This is a genomic window from Desulfurobacterium indicum, from assembly GCF_001968985.1.
Taxonomy (GTDB): Bacteria; Aquificota; Aquificia; order Desulfurobacteriales; family Desulfurobacteriaceae; genus Desulfurobacterium_A; species Desulfurobacterium_A indicum.
This window is the reverse complement of record NZ_MOEN01000016.1, coordinates 16,614-33,851: the sequence shown is the minus strand read 5'-3', so window position 1 is coordinate 33,851 and position 17,238 is coordinate 16,614. Positions and strand designations below refer to the sequence as shown.

The 17,238-nt window shown below is 37.0% G+C and carries 19 protein-coding genes; 12 read left to right on the top strand and 7 right to left on the bottom strand.

The genetic code is table 11. The features are described 5' to 3' along the window. Positions 1–53 precede the first annotated feature (53 nt). From BLW93_RS05285 to BLW93_RS08705, 3 genes are all read right to left on the bottom strand, one after another. Complete coding sequence (locus BLW93_RS05285; RefSeq protein ID WP_216818665.1) at positions 54–323, bottom strand: PHP domain-containing protein; 270 nt, start codon at positions 321–323, stop codon at positions 54–56. After that, positions 320–505: a hypothetical protein gene (locus tag BLW93_RS08710; RefSeq protein ID WP_078058154.1), complete on the bottom strand. Its 186-nt coding sequence runs from the start codon at positions 503–505 to the stop codon at positions 320–322. The genes BLW93_RS05285 and BLW93_RS08710 overlap by 4 nt, the downstream gene beginning before the upstream one ends. A 127-nt stretch (positions 506–632) precedes the next feature. Continuing rightward, on the bottom strand, positions 633–1,025 hold the full coding sequence (locus tag BLW93_RS08705; RefSeq protein WP_078058152.1) for a DUF2334 domain-containing protein: 393 nt from the start codon (positions 1,023–1,025) through the stop codon (positions 633–635). Between the two features lie 91 nt (positions 1,026–1,116). On the opposite strand from BLW93_RS08705, the gene BLW93_RS05275 reads away from it, so the two are divergent. Next, entirely contained in the window at positions 1,117–1,902 is a 786-nt protein-coding gene (locus tag BLW93_RS05275; RefSeq protein ID WP_076713057.1) for a hypothetical protein, read from the top strand. Here BLW93_RS05275 and BLW93_RS05270 read toward each other — a convergent pair. Both BLW93_RS05270 and BLW93_RS05265 read right to left on the bottom strand, forming a co-directional pair. After that, positions 1,819–2,574 (bottom strand): segregation and condensation protein A, encoded by a 756-nt coding sequence (locus BLW93_RS05270; protein WP_076713056.1) that lies wholly within the window; start codon positions 2,572–2,574, stop codon positions 1,819–1,821. The two genes, BLW93_RS05275 and BLW93_RS05270, sit on opposite strands and share 84 nt — an antisense overlap. Before the next feature lie 4 nt (positions 2,575–2,578). Beyond that, complete coding sequence (locus tag BLW93_RS05265) at positions 2,579–2,977, bottom strand: CBS domain-containing protein (RefSeq protein ID WP_076713055.1); 399 nt, start codon at positions 2,975–2,977, stop codon at positions 2,579–2,581. Positions 2,978–3,127: 150 nt separating this feature from the next. On the opposite strand from BLW93_RS05265, the gene mraY reads away from it, so the two are divergent. Both mraY and BLW93_RS05255 read left to right on the top strand, forming a co-directional pair. Continuing rightward, on the top strand, positions 3,128–4,204 hold the full coding sequence (gene mraY / locus BLW93_RS05260; protein ID WP_076713054.1) for a phospho-N-acetylmuramoyl-pentapeptide-transferase: 1,077 nt from the start codon (positions 3,128–3,130) through the stop codon (positions 4,202–4,204). A 62-nt stretch (positions 4,205–4,266) separates the two neighbouring features. After that, positions 4,267–4,650, top strand: coding sequence for a TraR/DksA family transcriptional regulator (locus BLW93_RS05255; RefSeq protein WP_076713053.1), 384 nt, complete (start codon positions 4,267–4,269; stop codon positions 4,648–4,650). 28 nt (positions 4,651–4,678) lie between these two features. On the opposite strand, the gene speD is transcribed toward BLW93_RS05255, so the two are convergent. Next, positions 4,679–5,077, bottom strand: coding sequence for an adenosylmethionine decarboxylase (gene speD, locus BLW93_RS05250; protein ID WP_076713052.1), 399 nt, complete (start codon positions 5,075–5,077; stop codon positions 4,679–4,681). Between the two features lie 211 nt (positions 5,078–5,288). Between speD and BLW93_RS05245 the strand changes: the two genes are divergently transcribed. Genes BLW93_RS05245 through mqnE (BLW93_RS05235) form a run of 3 tightly spaced genes read left to right on the top strand, consistent with a single transcriptional unit; the run spans position 5,289 to position 7,907 of the window. Further along, positions 5,289–5,708, top strand: a complete 420-nt coding sequence (locus BLW93_RS05245) for a metal-dependent transcriptional regulator (RefSeq protein WP_076713051.1) — start codon at positions 5,289–5,291, stop codon at positions 5,706–5,708. Continuing rightward, positions 5,686–6,798, top strand: coding sequence for an aminofutalosine synthase MqnE (gene mqnE / locus BLW93_RS05240; protein ID WP_076713050.1), 1,113 nt, complete (start codon positions 5,686–5,688; stop codon positions 6,796–6,798). The genes BLW93_RS05245 and mqnE (BLW93_RS05240) overlap by 23 nt, the downstream gene beginning before the upstream one ends. Before the next feature lie 14 nt (positions 6,799–6,812). Continuing rightward, a complete protein-coding gene (mqnE, locus tag BLW93_RS05235; RefSeq protein WP_076713058.1) occupies positions 6,813–7,907 on the top strand; it encodes an aminofutalosine synthase MqnE in 1,095 nt (364 codons plus the stop codon). 14 nt (positions 7,908–7,921) lie between these two features. Here the strand turns inward: mqnE (BLW93_RS05235) and purD are convergent, their stop codons facing one another. Beyond that, on the bottom strand, positions 7,922–9,196 hold the full coding sequence (gene purD, locus BLW93_RS05230; RefSeq protein WP_076713049.1) for a phosphoribosylamine--glycine ligase: 1,275 nt from the start codon (positions 9,194–9,196) through the stop codon (positions 7,922–7,924). A 103-nt stretch (positions 9,197–9,299) separates the two neighbouring features. Here purD and hisG point away from each other — a divergent pair, with 103 nt between their 5' ends. From hisG to BLW93_RS05200, 6 genes are read left to right on the top strand one after another with little or no spacing between them, the layout of a single operon-like run. Then, on the top strand, positions 9,300–9,935 hold the full coding sequence (gene hisG / locus BLW93_RS05225; protein WP_076713048.1) for an ATP phosphoribosyltransferase: 636 nt from the start codon (positions 9,300–9,302) through the stop codon (positions 9,933–9,935). 11 nt (positions 9,936–9,946) lie between these two features. After that, positions 9,947–10,735, top strand: a complete 789-nt coding sequence (locus tag BLW93_RS05220; RefSeq protein WP_076713047.1) for a class I SAM-dependent methyltransferase — start codon at positions 9,947–9,949, stop codon at positions 10,733–10,735. 12 nt (positions 10,736–10,747) lie between these two features. After that, positions 10,748–13,672, top strand: coding sequence for a glycosyltransferase (locus tag BLW93_RS05215; protein WP_076713046.1), 2,925 nt, complete (start codon positions 10,748–10,750; stop codon positions 13,670–13,672). Beyond that, the gene (locus BLW93_RS05210) at positions 13,659–14,519 is read left to right on the top strand and encodes a hypothetical protein (protein ID WP_076713045.1); all 861 of its coding nucleotides are present in this window, start codon (positions 13,659–13,661) and stop codon (positions 14,517–14,519) included. The genes BLW93_RS05215 and BLW93_RS05210 overlap by 14 nt, the downstream gene beginning before the upstream one ends. Then, positions 14,503–15,729, top strand: a complete 1,227-nt coding sequence (locus BLW93_RS05205) for a hypothetical protein (protein WP_076713044.1) — start codon at positions 14,503–14,505, stop codon at positions 15,727–15,729. Before BLW93_RS05210 ends, BLW93_RS05205 begins: the two co-directional genes overlap by 17 nt. 5 nt (positions 15,730–15,734) lie before the next feature. Continuing rightward, positions 15,735–17,216, top strand: a complete 1,482-nt coding sequence (locus BLW93_RS05200) for a glycosyltransferase (protein WP_144444014.1) — start codon at positions 15,735–15,737, stop codon at positions 17,214–17,216. The last annotated feature ends 22 nt before the right edge of the window (positions 17,217–17,238 follow it).

Here is a 17,238-nt window from a genome sequence, read left to right as displayed (position 1 = left end):
TGAGGCTAAGGAAGAACTTCAGGATATGTTCTCCAGGAGGTACTCCTAATGGTTTACACAAAATTATTGACACAACCTCCATCTTCAGGGAATTGAGTTGTTATTTCTTCGCTTATGAATGTGTTTGGCAGATGAGCAATTTCGAGACATCCCGCTATTGAATCGTGGTCGGTAAGTGTAAAAAGAGTCATTCCGCGGCTTTTTAGCTTTTCGTATAGTTTTAGAGGTTCTGAATAGCTTTCACATATATTGAGTTTTTTTGAAAGAAAGCCGGCAGGTCTGTTTGATGCTCTGGAGTGGAGATGTAAATCTACCTTTATCATGATTTTTCCCCGTTTAAGATTTCGTTTATAAAAGATTCCTTTCCAAGTCGTTTTAAGTCTCTTATTCCTTTCCGGATGTATCTGATTTTTTCTTCATTTTCTGCATCGGAAGGGTGAAGTGCTACCCTGACAACTTTGAGGAACCGTGCGTAAAGATCTATTTGTGGCAAAAACGTTTCCATTGAAATCCACTGGATAGGTTCTCTTGAACTGAATGTTATTACTGGAGAGAAAATTTTTTCTTTGTTTTTGAGGTTATATATGAAAAATCTTGAAGTTGTGAATTTGAAATTAAGTTTTTTTAGGTATTTAAAGTCGTTTTTTCATTAACCATGCGGGTGCTATGAAGCCTTCTGGTTCTATGTTGATCTTTTTGAGGATTTCTTTTCCCTTTATCAGCCGTTCTTCTATGTTATTGTGGGAGATAAATTCTCCTTCGTTGTCAGTGAGTAATTTTGTAGGTGATAGTTTTTTGAGTTTTTTTCCTTTGTGTGTATATCCGTGGAGGATGGGTTCTCCGTTTCTCACAAGGCTTTTAATTTCATCTGCTATTTCTGTCAAACACTCTTTTTCGTGGTAGTAAGGGATTAGAAGGTAAGAGATTTTTTCCATTCCTTCTTCCTTAAGGATTTCTTTAAGCTTTTTTACGTTTTTCAAGGTGCTCTTTGTGATGTCGTGTATCGAAATATTAAAATGCTCCATAATCTTTCCCGACTACTTTTTGTTTAATGGTATTGGTAAAATTCTTAAGGTTCAATTGGGAATTTCTTAACGTTTGGAAGGAGTATTTGTTGTGGTTGTCAATAAAAGGGTTGAAGATTTTAAGCGGTATCTGGAAAAACAAGGTTACTCTCAAAATTCAATAGCTACTTATCTGCGAGCAGTGGAGAAGTTTTATCTTTTTTTGAGATTTTACGGCTTTAAGGAAAAGAAGTTTGATGAATATAAATTAATTTCTTTTTTGTCTTCGACTTATAAGACCTCGGGAAGTTTGAAAACCGCACTTTCCGGAATAAGGAAATATCTTTCACTTACTTTTGGGATAAAGCTTTCCGTTTCCGTTGATATGGAAGACGATTTTAAGAATTTTGTTCTAATAGATGATAATAAATTGAAGGAATTTTATAAAAAAGCGGTTGGAAGTAGAAAAAAGGATACTAAAGTTGCTCTTGTGATGATGTTTTATCTGGGGTTAAAACCTTCCGAAATAGCTAAATTGAAAAAATTCACTGTTAAATATATTGATAAAGTTCCTGCTATTGATGAAGGTAAGATAAAGAGACTATTGGTAGATAAAGAAGTTGTTAAAATTTTGGAAGAGGCTGAAAATAGCGGCGTCGTTACACTTTCTGTAAATCCTAACAGCTTAAAGGTTACTTTCTTTAAGATAACGGGAAAGACTTTTTCCCTCAATGATTTTAGAGAGAATTATGCTTACAGATTGATTAGAAAAGGGCTTCCGGTTGATATTGTTGTTGAGTTTTCCGGGCTTTCTTTAGATAGGGTTTCCTACCTCTATCGCTTTTTCACGCTCAAGAGTAAACAGGACATTATCAGTGAAAAGCTTGCAGACCTTTGATATTATTATGTCATCGTCTTCCTTACTTACGGCGGCTTCGCCTATTTTGCACAGTTCAAGTATTGCTAAGAAATAGACGATAACTTCCAGCTTACAAATGGATTCTTCCATTAGTTTTGAAAACTTTATTACTTCATGCTTTTTAAGGAGTCTTCTGATTTTCTCTATCTTTACGGATACTTTAAACCTTTCACTGTTAAGGGATAGCTTTGCTCCTGTGTCCGGCTCTTTCCTTTCAAGAAGATTCATAAGTGTTTCTTTAAGGTCTTCCGGTGTGTTTGCTATCTTTATTTTGTCCTGGAATTGAAAAACAATGTCGGCGGTGTTATTAGAGAACATCTCTGCCTGTAGGTTTTCAAGTTCTTCTAACTTTTTGACTCCTTTTTTTATCTTTAGATATTCTTCTATTGCCTGAACGATTGCCTTTCTGGGGTCGTAATCGTCGTCTCGAGGAATTAGCATTTCCGATTTTATCTTTGCAAGAGTTGCAGCCATTACTATGAATTCAGAAGCCAGTGGAATGTTCAGTTCTTTCATCGTTTCTATGTAGTGAAGGAATTCTTTGGTTATTTCAGATATGGGAATGTCGTAAATACTAACCTCTTTTTTTCTTATCAGGTAAATTAAAAGGTCGAGAGGTCCTTCAAAAAGTTCTAGATCCACGCGATACATTCAGTTAGCTCCTTATGGCTCCAATAAGGTTGGCAAATTCCGTTACCAGGACTTCAAGAACATCATCAATGGAAATTATACCTTCTAATCGGCCCTTTTTGTCAACGATAACTATCCTTCTCACGCCGAAGTCTCTGAACTTTTTTGTTAGTTTGAAGAAATCACTGTCAGAAGTTACGGTTATCAATTCCGGAGTCATAATCGATTTTATAGGAGTGTCTGGTGATTTACCGAGCCCTCGTATTGCTATATCTCTATCCGTTACAATGCCTACCGGTTTATCGCCGTCCATAACCACAAGGCTTCCCACGTTTTTCTCTTCCAATTTTTTGACGGCATATTCGATAGAGTCTTCTATGTCAACGGTTATTACTTTTCTTATCATTATGTCTCTTATCGGCATTTTTTTCCTCCGCTTAAAGAAGGTTACTTTCTTTTAAATTAAGTAATCGCCTTTCCTTTGTCACTTGCAGGCTTAAATTTTTCTATAATCCTTTTATCATTTCTGTTTTGAGTATAAAATAGCTTTTAACAAATTTTCCTCGGAGAGTGTATGTTTTACGGTTTCTTTTATAAACTGCTTGGCATTAATATTTTTAAGTATATAACCTTTAGATTGGTGTATGCTACCATTACTGCCATTCTTTCTGGATTTTTCATATATCCAAAATTGAAAAAGTTTTTAAATCATCTTCAGTTTGAACAGACAATAAAAGAGTATATGCCTGAAAATCACAAGAAAAAACATGTTCCAACTATGGGTGGTGTTCTTATTATTTCTGCGTTTCTCATATCTGTTCTTTTGTGGAATAAGTGGAATAATCTGTTTATATGGCTTGCCATTATGGCGATATGCGGCTTCGGTTTGATAGGTTTTGTCGATGATTATATAAAGGCAAAGCTGAAAAATCCTGAAGGGTTGTCTGAAAAAAGAAAATTTTTGTCGCAAATTATAGTTGCTTTTGCAATATCAGTAATTCTTTATGCGTCTGGATTTTCAACGGTGCTCTATTTTCCAGTATTTAAGAATTTACATTTGGATCTTGGGATGTTGTTTGTATTGTGGTCTGTTATTGTTATTGTCGGTTCTTCCAATGCGGTTAATCTTACAGATGGTCTTGATGGTCTGGCAATAGGTCCTGTGATTACAACATCTCTAGTTCTTCTTGTGTATGCTTATGTTGCCGGCAACGTGAAGTTTTCTACCTACCTTCACCTTCCTTATGTTGCAGGTGCTGGAGAGCTCTCTATTGTTTGTGGAGCTGTCATCGGTGCTTCCCTTGTTTTTTTATGGTTTAACGCTTATCCTGCGGAAGTTTTTATGGGTGATGTAGGGTCTCTTGCTCTGGGAGCTCTTTTAGGAACAGTAGCTGTTATCATTAAACAGGAGTTTATTCTTGCCATTGCAGGTGGTATATTCGTTCTTGAAACGCTGTCTGTTATTATTCAGCGTTATTACTTCAAATATACTCGTAGAAAATTCGGTCAAGGAAAGCGTGTTTTTCTTATGGCACCTTTGCATCACCATTTTGAGAAAAAAGGGTGGGAAGAACCGAAGATTACTGTTCGTTTCTGGATAATTTCAATACTTCTTGCCCTGCTATCTCTTAGCTTTTTAAAGATACGGTAGCAGATTGACAAGTTAATGGATTGTTTTTACATTACATCATCAAATCGGCCGGAGGGTCAGTTATGAAGGGAAATCAATGTCTCACGAAGAAGCAGCTTGAAGAGTTTAGAGAGATACTTGAGCAGAAGAAAAGGGAATTAATTGAGGATATCAAGAGGGGTATCCTTGAAGAGGCAAATGCGGAGAGGGAAGTTGGTGATCTTGTTGACATGTCAACGGAGGAGATCCTAAGAACCTTTGAAATGAGAATAAGAGACAGAGAGGCCAAGTATCTCAAAAAGATAGAGAAGGCTTTGCAAAAAATAGAAGAAGGCACTTATGGTATATGTGAAGAGTGCGGTAAATGTATTTCTTATGAACGTTTAAAGTTAAGACCTGTTGCAGAGCTCTGTATTAATTGTAAGTTAAAACAGGAGAAACTTGAAAGAAAATTTGGCGAAGAATAATTTAATATAGGGGGCTTACACCCCCTGATTATGCCTCTACCGAGTAGGCGGATGCGAATTCCACCTCCTCACTTTCATCAATCACCCCTCTAAAGTGAACATCCTTTTCCACTCTTGAGGGATTTAACTTATCCACGATGTAATCGAAAGCTTTGAATGCAAGTTCATGTGCACCACAGGTGTAAACGTCGATTGCCACATATCCGTGTTCGGGCCACGTGTGAAATGAAAGGTGTGACTCAGAAATAACTATTACCCCTGTTGCACCGTAGGGGTAAAACTGATGAAAGTGAGAAGACAGTTTGTTGAGTTTTGCTTCTCTGACAGCACCCTCGAAAATCTCAGCCATTCTGTCGGCAGATTTGAGGATTTCCGGGTCGCAACCGTAAAGGTCAGCTACAATGTGGACGCCGAGAGTCTTGGCCATTTCCACTCCTCCTTTAATACGATTTTCGCAATCAAGGCTGGTTTGCCTCCTAAAGATTAGGTTTGCAACCTTACTATTATATGCTAAACGGGAAAGTGTGCAATCTTATTAAATGGATTTTTACTATTCAAGAATATTCTGGGATGTTTGACGCCTTGGTTTCCTTAACCTGTGGTAAAATTAATAAACCTTTTAGAACAGAAGAGGTTATATGAAAGAGAGAAATAAGTTAGCACCAAGATTGGAAGATTATCTTGAGACAATCTATCTTCTTGAAAAGGAGAACGGTGTAGCAAGGGTTAAAGAGATAGCTAAAAAGAGAAATGTAAAGATGCCGACGGTTACAGAGGTTTTAAAGAGGCTTTCGGAAAGAGGTTACGTAAACTATGAGCCTTACGGGCTTGTAAGAACTACCGATAAAGGGAAAGAATATGCTGAGGAGCTTTTGGAAAAACATAAAATTCTTGAAGAGTTTATGAGGGTGGTTTTGCATCTTCCCGACGATGTGGCTGAAGAGGAAGGTTGCCTTCTTGAGCATCATTTAAGTTCTACAACGATAGATAGGATAGGAAAACTTACCAGATTTCTTGAAAAAAAAGGGTTAATAAATGAAATTGGAAAGGAGTATTGAGCCTTTTATAGAAGACAAAGAGCTTCTTCCCATATATGAAAAAGTGATGTCCGGTGAAAGGCTTTCTTTTGAGGACGGTGTTAGGCTATTTAAAAGTAACGATATTCTCACCATCGGCAAGCTCGCTTCTATTGTAAATGAAAGGAAGAACGGCAATCTGGTTTATTTTGTTGTTAACAGGCATGTCAATCCTACAAATATATGTATCGGAATTTGTAAGTTTTGCGCTTTCAGGAAGAATAAAGGAGATGAGGGGGCTTACGAGCTTTCAATAGATGAGGTTGTTGGAAAAGTAAAAGAGCATGTAGATAAGGGTATAACTGAAATTCATATAGTAGGTGGATTACATCCTGATTGGGATTATAACTACTATTTAGCTATGATAACAGCGGTTCATGAAGCTTTCCCCTCTCTTCATATTCAGGCGTTTACGGCAGAAGAGATAGATCATCTTGCAAGAATAGGAAACAAAACCGTTGAAGAGGTTCTTTCTGATCTTGTTAAGGCAGGTCTTGGTTCTCTACCTGCAGGTGGAGCTGAAGTTTTCAGAGAAACTTTAAGAAGAAAGCTCTGTCCTGAAAAACTTTCTTCTTCCCGGTATATAGAAATTCATAAAATTGCTCATAGATTTGGTTTAAAGAGTAATGCTTCCATACTTTACGGCCACGTTGAGTCTATTGAAGATAGGGTCGATCACCTTATCAGGTTGAGGGAAGCTCAGGATGAGACTGGTGGATTTCAGGCATTTCTCTCTTTTGCCTATCATCCAGATAACACACAGCTGGGAGGAAAGCCAACGACAGGTTTTGATGATTTAAAGATGCTTGCTGTTGCAAGACTTATGCTTGATAACTTTCCTCATATCAGGGCTTTTTGGATAATGTTAGGTGAAAAACTGGCTCAAACATCTCTTTTCTTTGGTGTTGATGATCTTGACGGAACGGTCATAGAAGAAGAGATAACCCATTCAGCGGGTGCGAATACCGGAAGTTACATGCCTAAAAGCAAACTTATAAAGCTTATAAAGGAAGCTGGCAAGGTGCCGGTTGAAAGGGATACCGTTTATAATGTCGTCAATGTTTATCTGTGAGGTCTGAAATGGATATGTTTTCTTTCATAAAAGACAAAAATCTCTATTCGATTGCGGAGAGGGTATTTTCCGGAGAGAGGCTCTCTTTTGAAGACGGATTGAAATTATTTGAAAGCAATGATTTAACAGCAATAGGTATTCTGGCATCTTATGTGAATGAGAAGAAGAACGGAGATAAGGTCTATTTCAACGTTAACGTTCACATAACACCGACAAACATTTGTGTGGGGACGTGTAAATTTTGTGCCTTCAGGAAGAACAAAGGAGATGAGGGAGCTTACGAGCTTTCGATAGATAGAATTCTTGATAAAATGAGAAACATGAATCTGTCTGGTGTTACTGAGGTTCACATTGTGGGTGGGCTTCATCCTGAGTGGGGTTTTGATTATTACTTAGAAATGGTAAAGAGGATAAAAGAGGAATTCCCCGATGTTCAGATAAAGGCTTTCACTGCAGAAGAGATAAAATATATAGCAAATAGGGGTGGTAAGAGTATTAAAGATACTTTAATAGCATTGAAGGAAGCAGGTCTTACTTCGATGCCCGGCGGGGGCGGTGAGATATTTGATAAAGATATAAGAAAGAAGTTGTGTCCTGACAAGATTTCCGGAAAAGAGTATCTGGAAATTCACAAAACTGCACACAGACTTGGTATAAAAACAAATGCAACAATGCTGTTTGGTCATGTTGAGACTTTTGCTCACAGGGTTAATCATTTGATCAGATTGAGAGAAGCTCAGGATGAGACTGGTGGGTTTCAGGCGTTTATTCCTCTGGCTTTTCATCCTGTTAATACTGAAATAGGGGGAGCTGATTACACTACCGGCGTTGATGAAATAAAAACGCTGGCAGTATCAAGGCTTATGCTTGATAACTTTTATCACATAAAGGCTTACTGGATAATGTTAGGAGAAAAAATATCTCAGATGTCTCTATTTTATGGTGTTGATGACCTTGACGGGACAGTTGTAGAAGAGGAGATAACACAGGCTGCCGGTGCAAGGGCAGGAGAGTATATGCCTAAATCAAGACTGATAAGATTGATAAAAGAGGCTGGAAAAACACCAGTAGAGAGAGATTCTCTGTATAATATTGTAAGGATATATTGAGAGGCAGGTTAAACCTACCTCTCTTTTAAGGCTTTTGCCCCTATGTCTTTTCTATAATGCATTCCATCAAAGTGTATTTTGTCCACTGCTCTGTAAACGTTGTCTATAGCTTCATGGATGTCTTTACCCATGGCAGTAACGTTTAGAACCCTTCCACCGTTTGTTACCAGTTTCCCGTTTTTTGTGGCTGTTCCAGCGTGGAAAACGACAACGTCATCAATCTTTTCAGCTTCTTCTATTCCTGTTATTACTTTTCCTTTTTCATATTTACCGGGGTAGCCTTTTGAGGCAAGAACAACACATATTGCAGTTCTTTCGTCCCAGTCAATTTTTTCTGGAAGGTTTCCTTCAATTGTCTTTTTGCAAAGTTCAACAAGATCTGTCTTCATTCTTCTCAAAATTACCTGTGCTTCAGGGTCTCCGAAACGAACATTAAATTCAAGGACTTGAATGCCTTTATTTTCTGTCACCATTATGCCTGCGTAAAGGATGCCCTTAAATGGTGTGCCCCTTTCTGCCATTCCTTTCAGCATCGGTTCTATAACTCTTTTTTTGACTTCTTCTTCAAGTTCCGGGGATAATACCGGTGCCGGGGAGTATGCTCCCATACCTCCTGTATTTGGTCCTCTATCTCCGTCAAAGACTGCCTTGTGATCCTGTGCAGGTGCAAGAGGTATGTAACGCTCCCCGTCACTTATTACAAGATATGAAGCTTCTTCACCTTTAAGGCATTCTTCAACGACAACTCTGTTTCCGGCATCTCCGAAAACTCTGTCCACCATTATCTTGTCTATTGCCTCAAGTGCTTCTTCGACGGTTTGGGCTACAACCACACCTTTACCTGCAGCAAGTCCGTCAGCTTTTACGACTATTGGTGCACCCTTTTCTTTTATGTATGCTTTTGCATCTTCGGGGTTATCAAAGATTTGAAATTCGGCTGTTGGAACGCCGAAAGCTTTCATCATTTCTTTCGAGAATGCCTTGCTTCCCTCTAATCTTGCTGCTTCTTTTGAGGGACCGAAAATTTTCAGTCCTCTTGATTCAAATTCATCAACAATACCCGCAACGAGAGGGGCCTCGGGTCCTACAACGGTTAGGTTTATTTTTTCTCTCTCTGCAAAGTCGGCAATGGCTTTTATGTTCGTGGGGTCTATTGTTATACATGTTGCTAATTGAGCGATTCCCGGATTTCCTGGAATTGCAAATATCTCTTTAACATATTTGCTTTTGGAGATTTTCCATGTAAGTGCATGTTCCCTTCCACCGGAACCGATTACAAGAACCTTCATTGTCTCTCCTTAAAATTCTAGTTTGGGCAAATTATATCAGGTTTTAGAAGGGCTTGTTGTGTTAAAATGAATGCCAATAATAATTCATTGTCACGAGGTATTGATGGAAAAAGGAAAGTTGACTTTTGCTCTTCCTAAAGGGAGGCTTTTAAAGGGTGCTGTTAAGTTACTTGCAGAGGTGGATATTGATGCTTCTTTGACATTGGAGGAAACTCGTAAACTGATTTTTGAAAATGACGGATTCAAGTTTATTCTGGTTAAGCCTATGGATGTGCCAACCTACGTCTATTATGGAGCGGCAGATTTTGGAATAGCCGGGAAAGATGTAATAGACGAGAAAGGATTGGAAGTTTATGAGCCTCTTGATTTGAAATTTGGTTTTTGTCGATTGTGTGTTGCAGAACCAGTGAATATTTCAGAACCCTACGATATAGAAAAGCTTTCTTTCATAAAAGTAGCTACAAAATTTCCGAGAATAACCGATAAATATTTTAGAAGTAGAGGTGTTCATCCGGAAATTATTGAGCTTTACGGTTCCGTTGAAATAGCACCACTTCTTGGTTTGAGTGAGCGTATAGTTGATCTTGTTCAGACGGGAACAACTTTGAAGGCTAATGGACTTAGAGAAGTTGATACTATACTGGTTTCTACGGCTAGGCTTATTGTTAACAGAGCAAGTTTAAAAACAAAATATGAGAGGGTTAAGCCGATTATAGATGCCATTAAAAGACATATCTGAACGGGGGAACAGTGGATTATACAGTTATTGGAAATTCGCCTGTTAACTATCTTTATATTCCTGAACGTTTACGGGAGATAGAGAAAAGAAAGTATCATCAAAAAGATAGTTTTCAGGTTTTGCCTAATTCAACATTCTATATTGTTTCAAATTATCTTAAAAATAGCTCAGTTGTTCTTGATGTAGGATGTTCTTCCGGTTACTTCGGGAAGTTTCTTATAGAAAATTTGAATGCCAGGGTGTACGGTATCGATATTGATGAGGAAGGTTTGGCTTCGGCAAAGGAGGTGGGTTATTCAGAAGTTTATAAGTTGGACTTGGATATGGAAACGGAATTGTTTGCTTCTGTTTTGAATGAGCTTTCTCCTCAATATATTTTATGTCTTGATGTAGTTGAGCATTTAAAAAATGTTAATTCCTTCATGAAAACGGTTTTTCGTTTTCTTAAAAAGTCAGGTGCTGAGCTGGTTCTTAGTATTCCTAATATAGGCCATATAGATATTGTTTATAATCTTTTGAGAGGGAAGTTTAATTACTCTTTTCTGGGAATTCTTGATAATACACATCTCAGGTTTTTTACAAAAAGCTCTTTTGAAGAATGGGTGAAGTTTATATCCGAAGATGAAAATTTAAATCTTCAGATAGAACTTATAGGAAAAACCGAAGCTCAGTTTTGTTTGGGTGAAAATGATAAAAATTTCAAAAAGGATACTTTAAGATTACAGCACATTGCTAAGAAATTTGGAAATGAAGATATTTTTACCGTTCAGTTTGTGTTCTCTATAAAGTGCATCAGGTGAATTGGGGGAATAGTGGCAAGAGTAGGTGTAGTTATTCCCACTTATAACAGACCGGAATTTCTTGAACAGGCGATTAAGAGTGTCTTTGCTCAGAGCAGATTACCGGATGAGCTTATTATTCTTGACGATAATACTGAGTCGGTTGAAAATGAGAAAATTGTTTGTAAATACTCTCAAGAGTTTCCTTTCGTGAGATACATAAAAAATGAAGTTAGACTTGGGGTTGTTGATAATTACAGAAAAGCTTTTAAGGTTTCGTCTGCTGAGTATCTAAAGATTCTTTCTGATGATGACATTCTCCATCCTGATGCTCTTTCAGTGGCCGAGAAGATTCTTGATGAAAATCCCGATTGCACCGTTGTAGGTTCTCCAAGAATTATGATTGATGGTAGACTCCGATTTTTGAAATTGCTTTCATTTCGGACTTTCGGAAAACTGGAAGGGAAAATGCTTATAAGAGAATCTCTTGAGAGGGCAGGAAATCTTTTAGGTGAGTTTTCTTCTATCGTTTTTAGAAAAGATGAAGCAGACATAGATTGTTTTGAATTTAATGGATTTAACATAAGAGCTAATGCCGATTGGTATCTATGGATGTGGCTTGCTTCCAGAGGTAAAGTTTTTTATTATGATAAACCCTTGGTTCTATTTAGGTATACGGAGTTTAACGACCAAGCCGATTTAAAAGTATTTCTTGCCGGCATTCAGGAGAAGTTTTTTTTCATTACCGATAGAGATTTTCACAAGCATCTTGGCGTAGAATTTCCTGAACAGCTACAGGTTAAGGCTGTCGGCAGACTGTTGCCAGAGATCGAAAAACTGAGAAAGGATATAGAATCTTTCCCTTCTTTTAGTGAGCTTAAAGAGAGTTGCCAAAACCTCAAACATTCTTTTTTTTCATGGCTAGATAAACTTCCTGAATTAACGGATTTTAACTACCACCCCTCTGTTTCTGTGATAATTGTTACCTTCAATTCAGAAAATATTATAGCAGGGTGCCTTTCCTCTCTCGTTTCTGAGTTGAGGAAGGAAGATGAAATTATTATTGTTGATAATAATTCCGAAGATAAGACAGTTGAAGTAGTTAAGAAGTTTGCTTCAAATTCTCCTGTTTCTATAAAAGTTTTAAAGATGAATGAGAATGAGGGATATTCAAGGGCTATTAATAGGGGAGCTGAGGTATCTAAAGGTGATGTTTTAATTTTCTTGAATCCAGATACGCTTGTAACCAGCGGAATGGTTGATCGTTTGGTTTCCGCTCTATATGAAGAAGATGGAATCGGAGCGGTAGGTCCTTTAAGTGTTAACGTAAGTTATACGCAGCATATCTCTATGTTTGCTCCTATTTTTGAGTATTTTTTTTCAGGAAAAGATTTTCTCGATTGTAGAGAAACTATTTCCCGTTTTCTTGGTCTTCTTTTCCGGAATAAGACTTTTGATACCAAGCTTTTGATAGGGATGTGTATTGCAGTTAATAGAGATGTTTTTAAAATGGTTGGAGGACTTGATGAAAATCTGTTTCTTGGAATGGACGATTTTGAGTTTTCTTGGCGTTTGAGGGAAAGTGGATATAAGCTGAAAATTGTGCCATCGGTGTTTGTTTACCATTTCGGGCATTTGTCTTTTAAAACCCTTCCGGAAAAGGAGGGAAAAAGTTATCAAGTTCAGGCTGTAAAACAGCTGTGGGAAAAGTTAATAGATTACTATGGATTTGGAAATGTTCCTACGATAGATACTCTCTGGGGGCTTGATAGGAAACGTTTTCCTGTTAATTTTCCGCAGAAAAAGTATAACTTTATGTTCAGGTTTTCTGGTATTAAGAAAAGTCGAGAGTGGTATTTAAATGGAGCAAAGCTTTTGAAGGAAAGACCCGAGATTGCTGTAGTTGTGGTTTCTTATTTTTCCTCCGAAGATATATCACACCTTTTAGTTTCTTTGAAAAACTCCTCTTACTCGTTGAAAGTTTTTATTGTAGATAATTCTGATAGCGATGAAGAGTTCGAAAAGCTTTTTAACGTTGCAGTTGAAATTTTCGGTGTTGAGAATGTTAAACGGTGTCGCCCGGGAGAGGAAGAAAACGGAACAGTAGTATTGATAAGGAACAAAAATACAGGTTTTGCCGGCGGTGTGAATACAGGTGTCAGAGCCGCCGTTCGTTTAGGTATTCCTTATGTATGGATTTTAAATCCTGATACTGCCGTTGTCCGAGATACTGCTTTTGAACTTTTAAAGACTTCTGTTTATACAGGTGTTCCTGTAGTTACCTGTGAGATAAGAAGTATGGCAGACCCTGCAAAAGTACAATATAATGGGTACAGAGTTGATCTTAACGGTTTGATGGATAGAGCCTTTTATGTTAAAGAAGTTTCGCATTTAAGCGGTTCCAACATTTTTTGTAGAACTGATGTTTTTGAAAAAGTAGGTTTTATGAGGGAAGATTATTTCCTATATTTTGAAGATGATGAATTCCTGAACAGATTGAAAGCTCATGGAATACGGCCGGTTTATACACCTTATACTTTCATTCTACACAAAGGTGGTTCAACTACGGGAGGGTTTTTAAAGGCTCCTTCTTCAATGTATTATTTTATCCGAAATTTCCTTTATTATGGGAAGCAGGTTGAGGGATTGCCCTTTAATACCTTGTTCCATCAGCTTTTTGAATTTTATAGAAGATTTTCTTACAGTAAAGATATGCTTAGGTCCATTATTGAAGCTGTCAGGGATTACGGTTTAGGAATAACTGGTAAAAAGGAATTTCCATTTTCGGTTTCTTTCGAAAAGGATGATGTTGATATTGAGGCGCTTGCTTCTCTATCTCTGGATTTTCAGATAGAGGAGTTAAGAAGATTTTTGTTGAATAAGCCCAGGAAAAAAGATAAATTCCTGGAACTTTTGCGTTTAGTTGAAATTAAGAGGTCTGCCTATGATAGAGCTTGACAGTAAAGCGGAAGTTCTTATCGAAAAAATAAAGGGTAAGAGATTCTTTAAAAGGCTTTTGAAACGGCTCGGGGAAAAGAGACTGATTTTCACAGTTACAACTGGTAGAAGCGGAACAGCTTATTTTACAAATCTTCTAAGTTCCTTTAACATAGTGGCTTCTTTTCATGAACCAGAACCTGATTTTGTTAATGTTATGAGGAAAGTTCAAGAATTTCCGGAAGAAGCCGTTCGTTTTTTGTTTTCTAAAAAGCTTCCATTTATTGCATCGATTGATAAACCTATATATTGTGAAACAAGTCATCTTTTTTGCAAAGGTTTTTTTTATCCGTTATTGGAGTTGGGCGTTTTACCTGAACTTATTATTTTAAAACGGGATAAAAGATTGGTTGCTAAAAGTTTATTTGAACTTAACACTATTCCTGGAAGGACAAAGCTTGGATTGATGTACTACCTAAAACCCAATGATAGAGTTTATCTCCCTATATCTAACTGGCATAGGCTTCATGATTATCAGCTGTGTTACTGGTATTGTCTTGAAATTGAGAAAAGAATGGCAATCTATTCTAAAGAAGTTTTGTTCCGAAAAGGAAAAATTTACACTATAAAATTTGAAGATTTGCTGGATTTTGATTCCGTGATTCGTATTTTTGGAGATATGGGGCTGTCTGTAAACGAAACAACGCTGGCAATTTTAAAAAATAGGTTCGGTGTGCCTGTTAATACTAAAAGGAGTTATAAGGTTAGAGAACTTGCACGGGAACTTTCGGAAGAGACTGTTCGAGAAATGGAAAAAGAGGTAGAGGAAATGGTAGAAATAGGAGGATACGATGGACAGACAGGTTGATGTTTTAATTATTTCATCTGACAAAGTCAATGAAGAACTTGTTGATTCTTTAAATGAAAATCGCGATTTCATTTCCAGCGTTTATGTTTCTGGAAAAGAAAAAGAAATTTATTCAGACTATGATGGAAAGGTTGAGTTTCTTAATTTCTCTTCTGTTAATAAAGCTTTTTTGAGGAATCGCCTTATTGAGATTGCAACTTCGCCTTATGTTCTTTATCTGTCGGAAAACTCTTCTCTTGATGATGATACTTTTGAAGAGCTTTTCTCTTCCCTTGAAGATAGACCGGATGCCGATATTGTTTATCCCAATGAGGTGATTTTATGGAGTGATGAAGAGACGGTCAGGAATTTTGATGAGTATGCCGGTAGAGAAGTTGAATTGCTTCAATCCCTTGCCATAGAAAATTTACTTCCGGAATACGGTAGTCTCATCAGGACAGACTTCATTAAGGAGAAAGGAGGTTTTGACGAGCGGTTTGCTGAGTATGAGTTTTATGATTTTATTTATAAAAATATAAAGGATTTAAGGCTTAAATGGTCTGAATTTGCATTTGTCAATTACGAACTCACTGAAACTTTCATAGATACCTCTTACAGAAGTTTATCTGTTAGAGAAGTTATAAATATTTATGATTGGAAGGAAGATATATTCCCACTCCTTAGGTGGGATGATGAAAATGTTGCTCTTTCAACAGCTAATACCATAATAGGAGACAGGTTGTCATTTTATGTTGATTTTTTGAACGCTTCTGAATTTTACCGTCGTTCTCTTTTTTGTTTTCACAATACTGTATCTCTGGGAAAGCTTTTTGATACATATCTTTTGATGGGGAGATTTGATGATGCCTTTGCACTTTTAGGAGAAGGTTTTTCTCCTGAAGAGGTAAATGATGGAAAAGAGAGACTTTCCAATGTTAAAAAGATTGTTTCAGAACTTGAAAAGGCTGTTCAGGATGGGAAGCTTGAAGAAGTAATTGCCGCTATGAACGATGTTGCTGATTATTATAAAGGGGCTCCGATCCATAACATAATGGGAGTTATTGCTTACCTTACAGGAGATTATGAAGGAGCTTATAGGTTCTTTTACAAGGCTGTCACGATGAATCCTCTTGAAAAAGATTTCCTAATGAATCTTACCGATATGGCAAAAAAGTTAGGTAAAGAAGATGAAGTAGTGGGTCTTATCGACAGACTTGTTAAACAGGGGTAGTATTGATGATATCGGCTTGTGTGATTGTTAAAAACGAAGAAAAAAATTTGCCCAGACTTTTGAATAGCTTGAGAGATAAGTTTAAAGAGATAATAGTTGTTGATACTGGTTCAACTGATAAGACGGTGGAAATAGCTAAAAACTTTGGTTGTAAGATTTATGGGATAAAGTGGTCAGGTTTTGCAGATGCAAGAAATTATGCAGTTTCGAAAGCTACCGGTGATTGGGTATGGCACTTTGATGCCGATTTTGAGATAGATGATGAAGAGTTTCTGAAAGCTAAAAGACAGCTTTTGTTGCTTGATGAGCGGTATAATTCAGCAGATGTGATCATTGAAAATTACAACATTGATGGAACTATCAGGTCTTATTCTTCTCACTGTTTTATTCACAGAAATAAACCGGAGATAAAATGGAAAGGTAAAGTTCATGAGTACCTTGAGAATGCTGAATTGACATTTGGTCTTGATGTTAAGGTTAAGCATTTTGGATATGAAGATGATGAAGTTCTAAGACAAAAAGCCCTGAGAAATATAGAACTTTTAAAATCCGAAATTGAAGAGATGGAGAAGAAAAATCTTGATGTCCTGCCTGAGTATGCTTATAAGCATTTTTACCTGATTCAGTCTTACACTGTTCTTGGTTTTTCGGATAGTTCTTATTTTGAAAAAGTGGTTGAGATGGCTGAGAAGTATTTTTCGCTTCGAGGGAATCTTGATGAAAATAATATCTTTGATGTGCATGTGTATACCTACATAGTGGAGGCTTTGATAAAACTTGAAAGGTATGAGGACGCGAGAAAATATTTGGAAGAAGCCTTTAAGTTAAAGCCGTATTATGCGGATTATTTCTACCTGAAAGCTTTATTAGAAGAAGTTACAGAAAATTATTTCATAGCTTTTGATAGTTACTGTGAGTTTTTGGCAGAAATTGATGGGTTTATGAAAACCAATCCGTTTGGCAGACTTGGAGGATTGACTTTCCTATCTGATAAAGCTGTTCATGCTTATCATATCGCTTCCGATAAACTTCTTCTCTTGTTTGAGAAGTTGAAAAAAGATAAAACAAAAAGAGATTATCTTGAAAAGCTCTGGAAAAAAGGGAGGGGACTTTATACGGGCATTGCTCTTTCAAGAATTTTAAAATTCTTGAAAGAAGATGAAGGGTCGATTTTGAGGAAGCTATACAAGCTCTACAGCAATCATTATCTGGCTTATTTTGAAATGGGGAATTATTTTTTAACAAAAGGGGAATTTGATAGAGCCGTTAAGTATCTTGAAAGATCGGTAGAATTGAATCCAAACTTTATCGCGGCAAAGGCATTTTTGGCTTATGCCAGAATGAATTTGGGTATTTCAGATGAAAAAACATTGATAGATGCAGTTCTCTCTATGAAAGAGTATTTTGAGAAAACCGGTAATCTCTCTGTTCTACCTGCACTTAAGAGATGTCTCTTTCTTCTGGAACGTCTAAAAACTGATAAATGATATAAAAAAAGGATTCTACCTT

What these genes read in the sequence shown, in the direction of transcription:
- mqnE (WP_076713058.1), top strand. Translation starts at nt 6,813, where the DNA reads ATGTTTTCTTTCATAAAAGACAAAAATCTCTATTCGATTGCGGAGAGG.
- BLW93_RS05210 (WP_076713045.1), top strand. Translation starts at nt 13,659, where the DNA reads ATGATAGAGCTTGACAGTAAAGCGGAAGTTCTTATCGAAAAAATAAAG.
- mraY (WP_076713054.1), top strand. Translation starts at nt 3,128, where the DNA reads ATGTTTTACGGTTTCTTTTATAAACTGCTTGGCATTAATATTTTTAAG.
- purD (WP_076713049.1), bottom strand. Translation starts at nt 9,196, where the DNA reads ATGAAGGTTCTTGTAATCGGTTCCGGTGGAAGGGAACATGCACTTACA.
- BLW93_RS05245 (WP_076713051.1), top strand. Translation starts at nt 5,289, where the DNA reads ATGAAAGAGAGAAATAAGTTAGCACCAAGATTGGAAGATTATCTTGAG.
- mqnE (WP_076713050.1), top strand. Translation starts at nt 5,686, where the DNA reads ATGAAATTGGAAAGGAGTATTGAGCCTTTTATAGAAGACAAAGAGCTT.
- hisG (WP_076713048.1), top strand. Translation starts at nt 9,300, where the DNA reads ATGGAAAAAGGAAAGTTGACTTTTGCTCTTCCTAAAGGGAGGCTTTTA.
- speD (WP_076713052.1), bottom strand. Translation starts at nt 5,077, where the DNA reads ATGGCCAAGACTCTCGGCGTCCACATTGTAGCTGACCTTTACGGTTGC.
- BLW93_RS05255 (WP_076713053.1), top strand. Translation starts at nt 4,267, where the DNA reads ATGAAGGGAAATCAATGTCTCACGAAGAAGCAGCTTGAAGAGTTTAGA.
- BLW93_RS05200 (WP_144444014.1), top strand. Translation starts at nt 15,735, where the DNA reads ATGATATCGGCTTGTGTGATTGTTAAAAACGAAGAAAAAAATTTGCCC.
- BLW93_RS05285 (WP_216818665.1), bottom strand. Translation starts at nt 323, where the DNA reads ATGATAAAGGTAGATTTACATCTCCACTCCAGAGCATCAAACAGACCT.
- BLW93_RS05265 (WP_076713055.1), bottom strand. Translation starts at nt 2,977, where the DNA reads ATGCCGATAAGAGACATAATGATAAGAAAAGTAATAACCGTTGACATA.
- BLW93_RS05205 (WP_076713044.1), top strand. Translation starts at nt 14,503, where the DNA reads ATGGACAGACAGGTTGATGTTTTAATTATTTCATCTGACAAAGTCAAT.
- BLW93_RS05270 (WP_076713056.1), bottom strand. Translation starts at nt 2,574, where the DNA reads ATGTATCGCGTGGATCTAGAACTTTTTGAAGGACCTCTCGACCTTTTA.
- BLW93_RS08705 (WP_078058152.1), bottom strand. Translation starts at nt 1,025, where the DNA reads ATGGAGCATTTTAATATTTCGATACACGACATCACAAAGAGCACCTTG.
- BLW93_RS08710 (WP_078058154.1), bottom strand. Translation starts at nt 505, where the DNA reads ATGGAAACGTTTTTGCCACAAATAGATCTTTACGCACGGTTCCTCAAA.